We start from the raw sequence: 15236 nt of genomic DNA on the forward strand, positions 1-15236 counted from the left end.
CGACACCCCGAACGGTTCCGCCGCCGCCCCTGCACACCACAACCGCCCGCAACCGTCGGAATCAACAACAACCGACTCCAGACAGCTTGACATTGAGCGGCGTTCAGCAAACGCGCGCGCGTTTGCGGCGGCGAGGCGGGCGACGGTGGCGAACCTCGGGCAGGGTGGGCCCACCGGAGTCGAGCGGGTCCGCGGGAGCTGGCGGCGGGTCTCTGCCGCGCACATCCCCGCAAACGCGCGCGCATTTGTCAGGTGCGCGCATTCTCGTTCGCTATTCGGGTGAAATTTGGCAAACGCGCGCGCGTTTGCGGAGTCGAGCGGGCACAGCGGCGGCCACCACCGCTGAGTTTGCGAGACACCCGGTGCCGACCCCTATCCTGGTCGGCATGCAGGCGTGGAGTTCGACGGTCGTTCAATATCATCGCCTTCGGAACGATCTCGCCGTCATCAGACTCGAAGGCGACGCGGTGCCGTTCACCGCAGGCCAGTCGGTGTCGGTCACGGTTCCCCAGAATGCTGCTCTGACACGGCGATACTCACCCGCGCTGCCGCCTTCGCGAGACGGCAAACTGGAGTTCCATGTCCGAGCCGTTCCGGCCGGATGGGTGAGCGGATCGATCGTCAACGAGACGCGGCCCGGTCATGTGTGGCGGATCAGCGATCCGCAGGGCGGACTGCATGTCGACGACTCGGGGCGCGACGTTGTCATGATCGCAGGCGGCACCGGCCTCGCTCCGTTGCGCGCGATTCTGCTGGACCTCACGCGATGGGAGCGGCCACCGAACGTGACGCTGTTCGTCGGCGGCAAGTCGCCTCGCGACCTGTATGCCGGGGACATGCTGTGGTTGATGGCGTCCGAACTGCCGTGGTTGACCGTCGTACCAGTCGTGGACCAATTGCACGAGCCATGGGCGTCGGATCGATGGAACGACCGCATTCATGCCGAGATCGGTTCCAGCGCATCGTTCTTCGAGCCCGAGCATTGCTGGGAAGGCAGTGTGGCAGACGTCGTCGCCACGCAGGGGCCGTTCACGGATCGCCAGATTCTGGTCTGTGGCTCACCGGGAATGGAAGCGGCGACCGTGCGCGCGCTCGTCGAGATCGGCACCCCACTGGACGCCATCCGCCGCTGAACGCTCAGAAATCAGGGCAGCTGCAGAATCCGTCGCAGATGCGCAAGATCCGCCGCAGATACCGTCGTGAATTCCGGCGGCGGAGCGTCGGCGATCGTTCTGGCCTTCTCGGCAAGGCGGCGGCCGGTGTCGGTGAGTCCGATGATGCGGCGTCGGCGATCGGTGGGATCTTCGGTGCGCACCACCAATTCGCGCTTCTCGAGCTCTCGAACGTTGAGGGAAACGTACGGCGCATCGGACGCAAGAATCTCGGCCAGCTCGGTGACCGTCCGATCACCCGCCAGCAATTTGGTGAGCAATTTGGCGCGCAGAAAGCTCATGCCGGTGGCGTCGGCGACGGCCCGTCGGGTGTCGTGCTTCTCGAGCATCAGCGCGCGCATCTCGCGCCAGACGAGGGCCGCCTCCGAGGCGGTCATACGAGCACCGGCTGGTCGATTCGATCGGCGGTCGCCCGAGCCCACCGCCCGGTGGTGACCACAGCAAGAACGGTGACCACCACGCCTGCGCCCGCGATGACGAACCACGCAGGAACTGCGGCAGCGGTGAAGCCGTCGGAGATCTCACCGACGATGCCGGCGGTGACGATGGCACCGACGACGGCCACGCCCAGCGACTGGCCCACCTGCCTGCTCGTCGACGCGATGGCGGATGCCACTCCGGCCTGACTGCGCGGCATGCCGGACACGGCGGTGTTGGTGATCGGGGCGTTGACCATGCCGAAGGATATTCCGAAGATCACGTACGCGACGGCAAGCCACGCGAACGACGTCGTCGGTGTCAGTCGGGTGAGCATCAACGCGGAGGTCACGAAGCCGACTCCCGCGACGAGCAGTGGTACGCGCGCGCCTATGGTGCCGACGATGCGGCCCGAGATCGGCGCGAAGATCAGCGTCATCAAGGCCATCGGCAGAGTGTAGAGACCGGCATGCAGCGGCGAGTAACCACGCACGTCCTGCAGGTAGAGGGTGTTGAGGAACAGGAATCCGCCGAGGGACGCGAATGCGCACACCGCGATCACCGTCGCTCCGCTGAACGGCGCGCTCCGGAAGAACTTCAGTTGGATCAGTGGTTCCTCGATCCGCGACTCGACCACCAGTAGCCCGACGAGCGAGCCGACGGCGACGGCACCGGTGAGCACGATCAGCGGTGATCCCCAGCCCTTCGCAGGCCCCTCGATGATGGTGAACACCAGAGACGCGAGGAACGCGAAGATGAGGAACTGGCCGACCGGATCGAACTTCCGCGCGTGCTCGGCCTTGGATTCCGGGACGAATTTGAGGGTCATCGCCAGCGCGAAGATACCGACGGGAACGTTGATCCAGAAGATCGACTGCCAGCCGGCACCGGTGACGAGCACGCCGCCGAGCGCAGGGCCCGCCGACATCGAGATGCCGACGACGGCACCCCACATGCCGATGGCTCCGGCGCGTTCTTTCGGATCGGTGAAGGTGTTGGTGATGATCGACATCGCGACGGGATTCATCATCGAGCCACCGACCGCCTGAAGCATGCGGAAGGCGACGAGCCAGCCGAGCGACGGCGCGACGCTGCACAGCAGGGAGCCGAGGACGAACGTTCCGGTGCCGATGAGGAAGAAGCGCTTGCGGCCGTACTTGTCGGCCATCGAGCCGCCGAGCATCAGCAGTGACGCCACGACCAGTGTGTATGCATCGATGATCCACTGCAGGCCAGAGACCGATGCATTCAGATCTGCGCGCATCGATGGCAGTGCGACGTTGACGATCGTGTTGTCGGTGCTGACGAGAAACAGGCTCAGGCAGCAGATGCCGAGCACGAGATACCGGTGTCGTCGAGTCAGCTCGGCCACGTTCACCTCCGCATTAATGCTTGTATTTATATAACTATTACATGAGTACTCCTAAATTGTTCGACGAGCAAGTGAGCTGCAGGCAGGGCGCGCCCGATAGGGTGTGTGTCACAGACTTGCTCGACCCCGAAATGCTCGCTCGGTGAATGGAGAACAACAGTGGCTTCCGAGATCGCCCCAGGCGACCTGGTTCAGGCGTCCGGGCATGCCGGCCCGTGGAAGGTACTCGAGATTCGTCAGGGTCTGGCGTTGCTCGAGCACCACGACGGGCACCGCTTGTCGGTACGCACCACCACGGTCCAGGTGGTGCGGAAGGCGTCGAGCAGTGAGAGTGCGGCCCGGCAGACCGAGGCGGATGTCGACAGCCCCTCACTGTTCGACGAGAGTTGACCTACCGCGTTCTGCCGTCGGCGGCGTATTTCTGACGTAGCGACTTCGAGATCTGCTTGTACTCCCGCAACTTCTCTCTCCGCGCTCTCGCGTCGTACCTCGAAGTCGCCCAAGCATTCTCCCGCAACAGTTTTCGGTAGTTGCCCAAGCGTCTCTCGGTGAGCTCGCCCGCATCGACGGCGGCGAGCACTGCGCACCCCGGTTCGCGTTCGTGCGCGCAGTCACCGAATCGACACGTCGCGGCCAGTTCGTCGATGTCGGAAAAGGCGCTCGCCACAGCATCTTCCGATCCCTGGACGCCCACGGAACGCAAACCCGGGGTGTCCAACAGCACCAGGCCCGAGGAAGGGATCGGTACCAATTCCCGATGCACCGTCGTGTGCTTGCCTTTGCTGTCAGCCGACCGGGTGGCACCGGTGGCGAACACCGAACCGCCCAACAGGGCGTTCCCGAGTGTCGACTTTCCGGATCCCGACGGCCCGATCAGTGCGACCGTTCCGTGCAGATGTGCTGTCAGTGAGTCGATTCCGCCGTCCGACAGCGCGCTCGTGCTGCATACGGTGACGCCCGGTGCAGCTTCCATCACCAGTTCTTCGGCAACGCTGCCGCTGTCGGCCTTGGTGATCGCGACAACCGGAACAGCGCCACTGCCCCAGGCGAGGGTGATGTAGCGCTCGACGCGACCGAGGTCGAGGGCGGTGTCCGACGCGACCGTGACGACGACGGTGTCGACGTTGGCTCCGAGAACCTGTGTGTCGGAGGTGGATCCGGCCGAGGCGCGTTCGATGGCCGTCCGGCGGGGAAGTGTGGCAACGAGCCTGAACGAGTCCAGTGTCACCCAATCTCCGGTGCATATTCCGGTACCGGAGCAGCGGACGGGGCCCCTATCGGTGATGGCGTCGAACTCACCGCGGTCGACTTGAACGACGCGGGCGAGAATTGTTTTCCGAGAAAGCTTTTCGAATTCGGTCAGCCAGTGCTGATCGAGACCGTAATGGTCGAGTGGAGACATGCGAGATCCTTGGGGGAGGAGGAACGAGGGCTCGGGGGTGCAATCGTCCAGGTGGCCACGATGCCCACCTCCTCACGTGTGAAAACGCATGAAAAGAAAACCGTCGACGGCAAAGTTACAGCCGTCGACGGTGGGAAGGAAAGCGATTTATCGCTGCGTGAGGTTCGTGCCCTCCGCCGGCGCTGCGAGTGCGGTCAGGAAGGAGCGGGCCCAGCGGTCGACGTCGTGCGCGAGCACCTGCCGACGCATGGCACGCATGTGGCGCTTTCCTGCCTCGGGTTCCTGCTCGAGCGCGCCGATGATCGCGTCCTTCACGCTGTCCAGGTCGTGTGGATTACACAGGTATGCCTGGCGCAGTTCGGCTGCGGCACCGGTAAATTCGCTGAGCACCAGAGAGCCACCGAGATCGCTGCGGCAGGCCACGTACTCCTTGGCGACGAGGTTCATGCCGTCGCGCAGCGGAGTGACCAGCATGACGTCGGCCGCGACGAAATAGGCCAGTAGGTCGTCGCGGGGGATCGGCCGATGCAGGTAGTGCACCACGGGGTGGCCCACCTGGCCGTATTCACCGTTGATGCGGCCCACCTGTTGCTCGATTTCGCCGCGCATCGCGACGTAGCTCTCGACGCGTTCACGGCTGGGCGTCGCCAATTGCACGATGACGTTCTCGGCTGGATCGACGCGACCTTCTTCGAGCAGTTCGCGGAACGCGTTGAGCCGAACGTCGATTCCCTTGGTGTAGTCGAGGCGATCGACGCCGAGCATGATGCGCTTGGGGTTGCCCAGATCCTTGCGCAGTTGCTTCGCGCGATCGCGGACGGCCTTGGAGCGCGACTTGGTGTCGAGGTCACCGGAATCGATGGAGATCGGGAACGCGCCCACTCGCACGGTCCGGAAGCCGACCTGCACGACGCCCAACTTGGACCGCACGCCGACGGTTCCGCGGGACGTGGTTCCCCCGGCGAGGCGTCGGGCAAGGTAGAGGAAGTTCTGCGCACCGCCGGACAGGTGGAAACCGATGAGGTCGGCACCGAGCAGTCCCTCGACGATCTCGGTGCGCCACGGCATCTGCATGAACAGCTCGATCGGCGGGAACGGGATGTGCAGGAAGAACCCGATGGTCAGGTCGGGGCGCAGCATCCGCAGCATCTTCGGAACGAGCTGGAGCTGGTAGTCCTGGATCCAGACCGTGGCGCCCTGTGCTGCGGCCTCGGAGGTCTTCTCGGCGAAGCGGCGGTTGACCTCGACGTAGGCGTTCCACCAGTCGCGGTCGTACTCCGGCTTGACGATGACGTCGTGGTAGAGCGGCCACAGCGTCGCGTTGGAGAAGCCCTCGTAGTACTGGGTGTATTCCTTCTCGCTGATCGTCACCGGGCGCAGCTGTAGGCCGTCCTCGACGAAGGGTTCGACGTCGACGTCAGAGACGCCGACCCACCCCACCCACGCACCCTTGTTGGCGCGCAGAATCGGTTCGAGAGCAGTGACCAACCCGCCAGGGCTTCGCTTCCATCGTGTGCTCCCGTCCGGGAGATTCTCCAGATCGACCGGCAACCGGTTGGCTACGACGACAAAATCCGAACCCTGCGAGGCGTCAGCCACAACTGTCCAATCCGCTTGTAGATCCCTGGGTAAACAGCCCTGCGAAAACCTGTCAGTCGGTCTTCGCTACTGGATCTATACCCAACATCGACAGCAACATGCGGCATTCGTCGGCATCGGTCGCGTAGGCGGCGACGACGCGCTGAGCCTGGCTGGCCGTCTCGTACTCGAGTGGGACGATGTCTTCGTCGGCGATGTCGTTGTCGGTGGAGGTCTTGGCAGGCATGGTGTTCTCCGTACTCTCTGCTGGGCTTACACGGTGTTCGTTGGACCCGACTCTATGTAAATGTGGCGTCCCCTCGCCAGTTCCCGATGCCATAGGCTGCAGCAAATGACCGATTCTGTGCCGCTCCGCCATGCTCGGACAGTGGTGGAAGTGCCTCCTCCGGCCACCGGCTCGTCGATTCTGCGCCGCACCGTACGACGGCATCGCACCCGCCTGATCGTCTCGTCACTGCTGTTCGGGGTGCATCAACTGTGCGAAACGATGGTCCCGGTGGCCATCGGACTGATCGTCTCGCGGGCCATCGACACCGGCGACGTGACCGCGATGATCGTCTCGCTGGTCGGTCTGGCGGCCTTGTTCGTCACTCTGTCGTACGCGTGGCGCATCGGTGCCCGCATCATCGTCGTCGCCATCGAGCGGGAGGCGCATCTGGTGCGCGTGGAGGTCGCTGGTCGCGTTCTCGATCCGCGGGGTGTGCGTACCGAGCTGTCGGCGGGGGAGTTGCTGACGGTCTCGACGTCCGACGCCGAGAAGGAGTCCTGGATCCTCGACCTGATCGCCCGGGTCTTCGCGTCGGCCGTGGCGGTCGTCGCTACCACGGTGGCATTGCTGGTCATCGACATTCCTCTGGGCCTGGCGGTCGTGATCGGGACGCCGGTGATCCTGATCGCGCTCCAGCGCCTCGCTCCGTTGCTCACTCGTGCGGCCACCGCGCAGCAGGCCGAGATCGCCGGGGTATCGGGGATGGCCACCGATCTGGTGAGCGGAGTACGGCCCCTGCGCGGGATCGGGGCCGAGAATGCCGCGACCGAGCGATTCGTGACGTCGAGCCGAACGGCGTTGGCCGCGACGCTGAAGCTGGCCCGCGCCAACAACGTCTATCAGGGCCTCGCGGCGGCGGTCAACGCGCTGCTGGCCGTCGGAATCGCCGGTACCGCAGGCTGGTTCGCGCTGCAGGGTCGCATATCGGTCGGTGAGTTGATCACCGTCATCGGCCTCGCACAGTTCGTCATCGAACCCCTGACCGGATTGGCGAGGATCCCCGGCGTCGTTGCGATGGTGCGCGGATCGGCCGACCGGCTCGCCCTGGTGCTCGGTGCGCAACACGTTCTGTCGCAGTCGGAATCCGCAATTCCGGTGGGTACCGAACTGACCGTCGACGACGTTCGGTTCCGGTCGCTCGACGGCCTCGGCTTCCGGGCCGCACCGGGTGAGATGCTCGGCGTGGTCGCCTACCGGCCGCAGGACGGGGAAGCGCTCGCCACGCTGCTGTCCGGTCAGATCTCCGACGCCGACTACACGGGATCGGTTCGTATCGGCGGCATTGCGGCGGGAGAGATCGATCTTCGACGCGCCCGCGAGACGGTGCTCGTCGAGCCCCACATCACCGACCTGTTCGCGGGCACCGTCCGCAGCAACGTCACCGCCGGCCGGGAGCGGCCCGACGCCGAACTCGATGTCGTGCTGCAGGCCTCCGCGGCCACCGACGTCGTCGAACTGCACGATGCCGGTCTCGATCATGCCGTCACCGACCGCGGAGCCAGCCTGTCCGGTGGGCAACGCCAGCGAGTCGCACTGGCGCGAGCACTGTCGGTCGACGCCCCGGTCCTGGTGCTGCACGACCCCACCACCGCCGTCGACGCCGTCACCGAGCACGCCATCGCGCGCGGTATCGCCGAACTCCGGCACACCGGAAACGTCTCGCAGACAACCATCCTCATCACCACGAGCCCTGCGCTGCTGTCGGTGACCCATCGTGTTCTCGTCGTCGACGACGGCCGCGTCGTCGCCGAGGGAACGCACCACGATCTCGCATCCTCGGACGCGCAGTACAAGGAGACGGTGCTGCGATGACCGCCCCCGAACTTCTTCCCATCGCCACCGGCGCTCGCTCCGGGAAGTGGCTACTGGAACAGCTGAGACTACGACGGGCGCGTACGGCGGTCACGCTGCTGCTCGGCGCAATTGCCGCGGCGATGTCGCTGGTGCCGGTCTATATCTTCGGGGTCTTGGTCGACCGCGTCCGCGACGGTGCGGACCCGTCGGCGATCATCGGTGTCGTGGTGGTGATCTCGGTGGCTGCGGTGATCGGCGGCATCGTCACCGGGTTCAGCGGCTACCTCATCAGCACCCTCGGTGAAGGAATCCTGGCCTCGTTGCGCGAGGCCGTCGTGCGGCGCGCACTGCATCTGCCGGTGGCCACGTTGGAACGAGTCGGCAAGGGCGACTTGCTCTCCCGGGTGGGCGACGACGTCGCGGTGATGGCGAAATCGATCGGTGAGGTGATCCCGCAGCTCGTCGGCGCGTTCCTGCTCGTATGCCTGAGCATGATCACGATGCTCGGCATCGACTGGCGACTCGGCGTGGCCGGGCTCGTCGCGCTGCCGATGTATGTCCTCGCGCTGCGCTGGTATCTGCCGCGCTCGGCCCCGAAGTACGCGGCCGAACGAGTGGCGATGGGCGAGCGGGCGCAGTCGTTCGTCAGCAGCATGCAGGGCGCGAAAACCGTTCGCGCGTACGGACTCGAGTCGGCGCATCTGAAAGAGATCGATCGGGCGTCGGCAAAGGCCCGCGACATCGGTGTCGACGTGTTCCGCCTGCTCACCCGATTCGCATCTCGGAACAATCGTGCCGAATGCGTCGGGCTGTCGGTGATCCTGTTGGCCGGATTCCTGCTCGTGCGCGGCGATCACGTCACCGTCGGCGAGACGACAGCGGCAGCGCTGCTGTTCCACCGGCTGTTCAATCCGATCGGCACGCTGCTGTTCACATTCGACGACATCCAGTCCGCCGGAGCCTCTCTGGCCCGGCTGGTCGGTGTCATCGACATCCCCGACGAGCGACCCGTGGGTGACGGTTCCGTGCCTGCCGACGCCACCTTGGACGTCACCGATCTGCGGCACGAGTACGAGTCCGGCCACGAGGTACTGCACGGAGTGAACCTGCGGGTCGATGCCGGTGAGACCGTCGCACTCGTCGGATCCACCGGCGCAGGCAAATCCACGATCGCGGCGATCGCGGCCGGCTCGATGGCGTCGACGTCGGGGACGGTTCGAGTCGGTGGCGCACCTCTGGATGCACTGGGCAGCGACGGAATACGTCGGCACGTGGCGATCGTCAGCCAGGAAGTGCACGTGTTCGCCGGCCGATTGATCGACGACGTGCTACTCGCCGCCCCGGATGCCGGTCGTGACGACGTCGAGGCCGCACTGCGCACCGTCGGGGCATGGGGGTGGGTCGAGGCGCTCGAGAACGGCCTCGACACTGCTGTCGGCGAGGGCGGGCACCAATTGACCGCAGCCCAGTCGCAGCAATTGGCCTTGACGCGACTGGTTCTCGCCGATCCCGCCGTCGCCGTGCTGGACGAGGCCACCGCGGAAGCGGGCAGTTCCGGTGCGCGAGACCTCGAAGCGGCCGCAGAAGCAGCGACCAGGGGGCGCAGCACGTTGATCGTCGCGCATCGCCTCACCCAGGCTGCTGCCGCCGACCGCGTGGTGGTGCTCGAACACGGCAGAATTCTGGAGCAGGGTCCGCACGACGAGCTGGTCGCTGCCGGTGGACGATACGCACAGCTGTGGGAGGCGTGGCAGGGCCGGTGATTGCTTTAGCTATTTGCCTATAGGTGTTAGTTTCGGCTACGGTCTTCTCGAACAGAGGAGGCCGACATGGCACGCGCAGGATTGACCGCGCAGCGCATCGTGGCAGCGGGAGCGGATCTGGCCGATGAGGTCGGCTTCGATCGCGTCACCGCCAGTGAGATAGCCAGGCGCTTCGACGTCAAGGTGGCGAGCCTGTATTCGCACCTGAAGAACGCGCACGAGTTGAACGTCGGGATTGCGTTGCTGGCGTTGGAGGAACTGGCCGACCGGGTGTCCGAGGCCCTGGCAGGCCGAGCAGGCAAGGATGCCTTGGTTGCCGTCGCCAACGCGTATCTCGACTATTCACGCGAACACCCCGGGCGCTATGCGGCGACACAGTTTCCGCTCGATCACGAGACCGCTCTCGCGAGTGCGGGAGTGCGTCACTCGGCGATGATGAAGGCGATTCTCCGCGGGTACGAGCTCGGCGACGAGGATCAGGTACACGCAGTTCGATTGCTCGGCAGTGTCTTTCACGGCTACGCCAGCCTGGATGCGTCGGGCTCGTTCGCTCACAGTGCACCCGACTCGCAGCAGTCGTGGGCTCGCATCCTCGACGGAATCGACACACTCCTACAGCACTGGAGGCAGTGACATGGAACCGATCTCCGAACGCGACATCAGGTCGTCGTTCGTCAACTCGTCCAAGGGCGACGCCGGCAGGCTCTCCCTTCCCGAGATGTTCGACGCCGTGCCGTGGGACGATCTCGACTTTCTCGGTTGGGTCGACCCCAAGATGGCAGGGCGCTGCTACATCGTCGTCCCTTCGGGAGATCGCCTGTGCGGAATCTCGTTGCGCTACACACCAGGTGGTCCGCGCAAGGCTCAGATGTGCAGTATCTGCCTCACCACGCACGCCAACGGCGGGGTGTCGCTGATGGCTGCCGCGAAGGCCGGCGATTCCGGCAGGCGTGGCAACACGGTGGGTACCTACATCTGCTCGGACCTCGCGTGCTCGCTCTATGCGCGAAAGAAGAAGACCCCGGCGCTGGGACGGCAATTCAAGGAAGACTTCGATGTCGAGACCCGCACCGCGGCAGTCGAAGACAACATTGCCGCGTTCCTCGCGCGCGTTCTCGATTGATCAACATGGGTGGGGACCGCGCGCCCCGATTGACGACTGCGCGCCCATACTCGGATGCGAGTAGGGGCGCGCAGTCGGCAAAGATGGTGTGAGGTCTTGACCGGAGATCAGACCAGTCGAGGTCACTCGCCGATAAGTTGAAGTCAGTCCTTGTTCTTCTCCGCGATGAACAGCTTCTCGATGCGCTCCGCCTCGTCCTTCTTGGCGGCGGCTTCGTCGGAACGCTCTGCAGCCTCGGCCAATTCGGCCTCGGACGGCGCTGCGGCCAGCTTCTCCTGCTTGTCGACCTGCGCCTGCTGCGCCTTCTTACGATCCTCGGCGGCCTTTGCGGTGGCAGCGGCCTGCTCGTCGGCCTTCTTCTTCTTGGCAGCCGCTTCCCGCTCGGCTTCTTCAGCGGCCTCCCGCTTGCGCTGCTCGGCCTCCTGGCGCGCGTCACGTGCGGCTTCCTGGGCGGCGGCGTCGGCCGAGCGGCGATCCTTCTCGGCGGTCTCCCGCGCCACCTTCAGCTCGTCTGCCGCTGCGGTCTTCTTGGCCCGAGCCTCGGCGTCGAGGCGCGCGGCCTCGGCACGGTTCTCGGTGCTGTCGACGAGGGTCTCACCGCGGTCGGCGAGGCTCCTGTCTCCCAACAGATTTCCGACGGCGCGGTCGAGCGAGCCGAGGGTGTGCTCGTACACCAGGCGCGCGGGTGCTTCCGCGTTCATCTTCTCGACGACGTTGGTCTCGATGAGCTGCAACGGAATTCGAGCAATCTTGTACTGAATACGAAGGATGGTCAGTGGTATGGCTAGAACGCTCATGAAGCGAAACTCCTGTAATGCAGTAGTGGTTCAGGCTTGGTTGCGGAGCTCTTCGGCCTTCTTGCGATCGGCTTCGGCCTGTAGAAGAGCTTCCTGGTGCTTCTGCGCGGCGACCATTTCGTCCGAGTCCGCGGCGGCCTGCTCGATGCGTCGCTCCTCCGCGGCTTCGATCTGCTCGGCCGTTGCGTCGACCTCGGCGGCCTCTCGTTCCTGCGCCACGGCCTCACGCTTGTTCTGCTCGGCCGCAGCTACCTGCGTCTCACGCACCCGGTCTGCCTGCGCCTCGGTCACCGCAGCGTTTTCTTCCGCCGCCTCACGTCGACTTTCCGCAGCCGTGCGCACGTCGGCCAGCTCCTCGCCGGCTTCGGTGGCCTGCGCCTCCGCTACCCGGTCGGTGGCCTGCGCTTCCTTGTGCTCGCGCGCCTGGGCGGCCTGTAACTGGCCCTCGGCTGTCAACGAGTCGTTGCCGGTGACCGCGCCCACGACCTCTTTGGCTTTGCCCTTGATTCCGTCGAGCAATCCCTTGCGTGCTTCGCCCGCTACGTTCTCGTCAGTCATGTAACCCAGGTACCCACTGGCTGTTCGAGTAACCCCGGGTCGGTGCCGAACGATACGATCGCCGACGAATACATCAGCAGTGAGGAGACGTATGCCTATCGCCAAGATCAACGGCATCGACGTGAATTACCAGGTCAAGGGCAGTGGCGACCTGGTAATTCTGATCATGGGCACCGGTAGCCCAGGCCGCGTGTGGGAACTGCATCAGGTGCCCGCGCTCACAGCAGCGGGTTACCGGGTCTGCACGTTCGACAACCGCGGCATTGCTCCCTCGTCGGAGAGCTCGCACGGCATCACCATGGAGGACATGGTTGCCGACACAGCCGGCCTGATCGAGCTCGTCCGCAACGGCGACGAGAAGGCCTACGTGGTCGGAACGTCGATGGGCTCACGCGTCGCGCAGGAATTGGCTCTGAGTAGGCCCGACTTGGTGCGCAAGGCCGTGTTCCTCGCCGGTCATGCTCGCGTCGACGAATTCCAGAAGACCCTCGCCCACGGCGAGCGAGCACTGTACGACAAGCGCGTCGAGCTCCCCGGCACCTACTCGGCGGCGGTGACGGCGGTGATGAATCTGTCGCCCGCAACGTTGCGTGATGGTCGCGGGGCACGCGACTGGCTGGACCTGTTCGAGTTCTCGGCCTCCTCGCCGTCCGCGGGCGTGCGTGCTCAGCTGGGGATGGAGGACGATTTCGATCGAACTGCGGCCTATCGCGGTGTGTCGGTGCCATGCCTGTCGGTCGGGTTCGCCGACGATCGGATGATCCCGCCTTACCTGGGCAAGGAGCTGGCCGACGCCATTCCCGGTGCCCGGTACGTGGAGATAGCAGACGCGGGACATTACGGATATCTCGAGCGCCCCGAGGCCGTCAATGCGGAACTGCTCGGCTTCTTGAAGGCCTGACGGCACCACCGCCCGACCTGCGTTGCTAGGGTCGTGTGGCACCTCACGGTGCAGACTTACCAACCAAACGTTCGCGACGAGTGAGGCGAGATGAGTACCAACCCGTTCGATGACGAAGACGGACGCTTCTTCGTGCTGGTCAACGACGAAGACCAGCATTCGCTGTGGCCGACGTTCTCCGAGGTTCCTCAGGGATGGCGTGTCGTCTTCGGTGAAGACACCCGCGCCGCGTGCCTGGAGTACGTCGAGAAGAACTGGACCGACATGCGTCCGCGCAGCCTGCGTGAGGCCATGGAGGCCGACGCGGCTGCACGCGCATCTGCTGAGGGATCACCCAGCACAGAGGCTTGAGTTCCGCCTTCTACGAAGGACTCGTACCGCGCCGCCGACGAACTGTCGGTCGGCGCGGTTCTTCTGTGCGGCGAAGCGTCGGGCGCAGTAGTTCCTCGGTGCGTGCGAGGATGCGTGGTCGACGCAGTGTGCGGGCACCCCACTCGCCCAGGGTCACGCCCGCGGCCAGGCCGCAACTGACACCCAGGGCCGCGAACAGCGAGCTGATTCCGAGCAACAGTTGGTCGTTGAGGATCGCGTACAGGCCGCGGTAGAGCGACAGACCGGGCAGCAACGGCGTGATGCCGGCCACGGCGACGATCAACGGCGGAATCAGTGCACGACGTGCCAACAGGCCACCGGCCAGCCCGACAACGGTCGCCGCGATGGCCGAGGCGATGATCGGTCCGACGGTCAACGTCTGAGACAGCAAGTACACGAGTGAGCCCGCGAAGCCGCCGATGAACGCGGCCGGCAACGCACGCCGCTCGGCGTAGGTGGCCAGTGCGTAGAACAACGACGCCGCTGCACCCGCCAGCACCTTCGTCGGTACCTCCAGGATGTCCGGTGGTGCCAGGTTGCTGATCTGCGGAAGGTCGCTGCCGATGAGGGCGGCCAATCGCAGTGAGGTCGCGACACCGGCGATGATTCCTGCTGTCATCATCAACACTTCGAAGAACCTGGCCGACGCCGTGATCGGGGCCCCGGTGATCGCATCTTGAAACGTACCGACGAGAGACAGGCCCGACAGCAACACAACGACACCGGCCGCGATGACCATCGACGGAGAGATGCTGATGTTGAGTTGGTCCTGGAAGTTGTAGAGCGTGATCGCCGGGGTGGCCGCGATGAACCCGCCGACGACCTGTTGGAAGAAGAACGGCAGACCGGCTCGGTTCAGGATCCGACCGATTCGATCGATCACCATCGTCGTCAGGAAGCTCACCACGGCCACCAAGAGGCCACCCCCGAGCAGGACGCCCACGGCCGCTGCCATGCCGGACCACGCGAACGTCGCAATCCAGCGGTTGTAGGGGTGTGGAGCCTTGGTGATCTCCTCGAGCCGATCCAGCGCCGCGCTCGGCGGCATCATCTTGACGCGCACAGCACGGATCAGACGATCCACCTCGGCCAGACGCGTGAAGTCCATCGAGCGGTAATGCACGATGCGCATCGTCGACGCCGGAGGACGCGTCGGGCCACGATGGGCGCTGAGGGTGATCGAGTTGTACGTGACGTCGACGTCGCACCGCGCGAGGCCGTAGCTCGCGGCGATGAACTGCACCTGCGTCGCCGTATCCACCGCCGAAGTACCCGAGGCCAGCAACACCTCGCCGACGCGAACCGCGAGGTCCAGAACCTCTGCGACCGACGCATCGTCGGTCAGGTCGATCGGGCGTAGAGGTGACGGCGCTGCGGTCGGCGTATCGATGGTGGCCCGACGCTCACCGGTGAGACGGCTCAGCGAAGCCGTCAGGTCTTGCAGGAAAGTCATGACCGTCTTTACACGTAGCTGGGGTGATCCACCGACAAGGTACCTGTTGACACTGAGCGTCCGATGAACGGATATGATTGCCTCGCTTCACTGCCTCCTTAGCTCAGCGGTAGAGCACTCGCCTTGTAAGCGAGCGGTCAACGGTTCAATCCCGTTAGGAGGCTCGTTCGGACGGCCCTGACCAGCGAAAACGGTTGGGGCCGTCCCTTTTTGGCCTATTTCGGCCGCTCGTTTCTTGCGCGAGC

General features: G+C 65.0%; 16 protein-coding genes and 1 tRNA gene. 9 read left to right on the plus strand and 8 right to left on the minus strand.

The window, feature by feature from the left end; all coding sequences use genetic code 11:
• The first annotated feature begins 386 nt into the window (after window positions 1-386).
• A complete protein-coding gene (locus MTX34_RS25190; protein WP_243596815.1) occupies window positions 387-1133 on the plus strand; it encodes an FAD-binding oxidoreductase in 747 nt (248 codons plus the stop codon).
• A gap of 11 nt (window positions 1134-1144) precedes the next feature.
• On the opposite strand, the gene MTX34_RS25195 is transcribed toward MTX34_RS25190, so the two are convergent.
• Entirely contained in the window at window positions 1145-1549 is a 405-nt protein-coding gene (locus tag MTX34_RS25195; RefSeq protein ID WP_243596696.1) for a MarR family winged helix-turn-helix transcriptional regulator, read from the minus strand.
• Entirely contained in the window at window positions 1546-2961 is a 1416-nt protein-coding gene (locus MTX34_RS25200) for an MFS transporter (protein ID WP_243611183.1), read from the minus strand. Before MTX34_RS25200 ends, MTX34_RS25195 begins: the two co-directional genes overlap by 4 nt.
• Window positions 2962-3120: 159 nt before the next feature.
• On the opposite strand from MTX34_RS25200, the gene MTX34_RS25205 reads away from it, so the two are divergent.
• Complete coding sequence (locus MTX34_RS25205; protein WP_243596694.1) at window positions 3121-3351, plus strand: hypothetical protein; 231 nt, start codon at window positions 3121-3123, stop codon at window positions 3349-3351.
• Window position 3352: 1 nt separating this feature from the next.
• Here MTX34_RS25205 and rsgA read toward each other — a convergent pair whose 3' ends face one another.
• The 3 genes from rsgA to MTX34_RS25220 form a co-directional block, all read right to left on the minus strand.
• Window positions 3353-4363 carry a ribosome small subunit-dependent GTPase A gene (gene rsgA / locus MTX34_RS25210; protein WP_243611184.1) on the minus strand — a complete coding sequence of 337 codons (1011 nt, stop codon included), beginning with the start codon at window positions 4361-4363 and terminating at the stop codon, window positions 3353-3355.
• Window positions 4364-4510: 147 nt separating this feature from the next.
• Entirely contained in the window at window positions 4511-5962 is a 1452-nt protein-coding gene (locus tag MTX34_RS25215; RefSeq protein WP_243596692.1) for a trehalose-6-phosphate synthase, read from the minus strand.
• A 52-nt stretch (window positions 5963-6014) separates the two neighbouring features.
• Entirely contained in the window at window positions 6015-6188 is a 174-nt protein-coding gene (locus MTX34_RS25220) for a hypothetical protein (RefSeq protein ID WP_008710019.1), read from the minus strand.
• Window positions 6189-6293: 105 nt separating this feature from the next.
• Here MTX34_RS25220 and MTX34_RS25225 point away from each other — a divergent pair, with 105 nt between their 5' ends.
• The 4 genes from MTX34_RS25225 (at window position 6294) to MTX34_RS25240 (ending at window position 10910) form a co-directional block, all read left to right on the plus strand.
• Complete coding sequence (locus MTX34_RS25225; RefSeq protein WP_243611185.1) at window positions 6294-8042, plus strand: ABC transporter ATP-binding protein; 1749 nt, start codon at window positions 6294-6296, stop codon at window positions 8040-8042.
• The gene (locus MTX34_RS25230) at window positions 8039-9787 is read left to right on the plus strand and encodes an ABC transporter ATP-binding protein (protein ID WP_243611186.1); all 1749 of its coding nucleotides are present in this window, start codon (window positions 8039-8041) and stop codon (window positions 9785-9787) included. The genes MTX34_RS25225 and MTX34_RS25230 overlap by 4 nt, the downstream gene beginning before the upstream one ends.
• A 66-nt stretch (window positions 9788-9853) precedes the next feature.
• Window positions 9854-10420 carry a TetR/AcrR family transcriptional regulator gene (locus tag MTX34_RS25235; RefSeq protein ID WP_243596689.1) on the plus strand — a complete coding sequence of 189 codons (567 nt, stop codon included), beginning with the start codon at window positions 9854-9856 and terminating at the stop codon, window positions 10418-10420.
• 1 nt (window position 10421) lies between these two features.
• Window positions 10422-10910 (plus strand): FBP domain-containing protein, encoded by a 489-nt coding sequence (locus tag MTX34_RS25240; protein ID WP_243611187.1) that lies wholly within the window; start codon window positions 10422-10424, stop codon window positions 10908-10910.
• A gap of 143 nt (window positions 10911-11053) precedes the next feature.
• Here the strand turns inward: MTX34_RS25240 and MTX34_RS25245 are convergent, their stop codons facing one another.
• A complete protein-coding gene (locus tag MTX34_RS25245) occupies window positions 11054-11707 on the minus strand; it encodes a hypothetical protein (RefSeq protein ID WP_243611188.1) in 654 nt (217 codons plus the stop codon).
• Between the two features lie 30 nt (window positions 11708-11737).
• Window positions 11738-12265, minus strand: a complete 528-nt coding sequence (locus MTX34_RS25250; RefSeq protein ID WP_243596686.1) for a general stress protein CsbD — start codon at window positions 12263-12265, stop codon at window positions 11738-11740.
• 91 nt (window positions 12266-12356) lie between these two features.
• Here MTX34_RS25250 and MTX34_RS25255 point away from each other — a divergent pair, with 91 nt between their 5' ends.
• Both MTX34_RS25255 and MTX34_RS25260 read left to right on the plus strand, forming a co-directional pair.
• Complete coding sequence (locus MTX34_RS25255) at window positions 12357-13166, plus strand: alpha/beta fold hydrolase (protein ID WP_243596685.1); 810 nt, start codon at window positions 12357-12359, stop codon at window positions 13164-13166.
• Window positions 13167-13256: 90 nt separating this feature from the next.
• The gene (locus MTX34_RS25260; protein ID WP_243596684.1) at window positions 13257-13517 is read left to right on the plus strand and encodes an MbtH family protein; all 261 of its coding nucleotides are present in this window, start codon (window positions 13257-13259) and stop codon (window positions 13515-13517) included.
• A 10-nt stretch (window positions 13518-13527) separates the two neighbouring features.
• Here the strand turns inward: MTX34_RS25260 and MTX34_RS25265 are convergent, their stop codons facing one another.
• Window positions 13528-14991 carry a threonine/serine exporter ThrE family protein gene (locus MTX34_RS25265; protein ID WP_243596683.1) on the minus strand — a complete coding sequence of 488 codons (1464 nt, stop codon included), beginning with the start codon at window positions 14989-14991 and terminating at the stop codon, window positions 13528-13530.
• Between the two features lie 92 nt (window positions 14992-15083).
• Between MTX34_RS25265 and MTX34_RS25270 the strand changes: the two genes are divergently transcribed.
• Window positions 15084-15155: transfer RNA gene (locus MTX34_RS25270), tRNA-Thr, on the plus strand.
• The last annotated feature ends 81 nt before the right edge of the window (window positions 15156-15236 follow it).

The organism is Rhodococcus sp. ARC_M5, from assembly GCF_022810405.1.
Classification (GTDB): domain Bacteria; phylum Actinomycetota; class Actinomycetes; order Mycobacteriales; family Mycobacteriaceae; genus Rhodococcoides; species Rhodococcoides navarretei.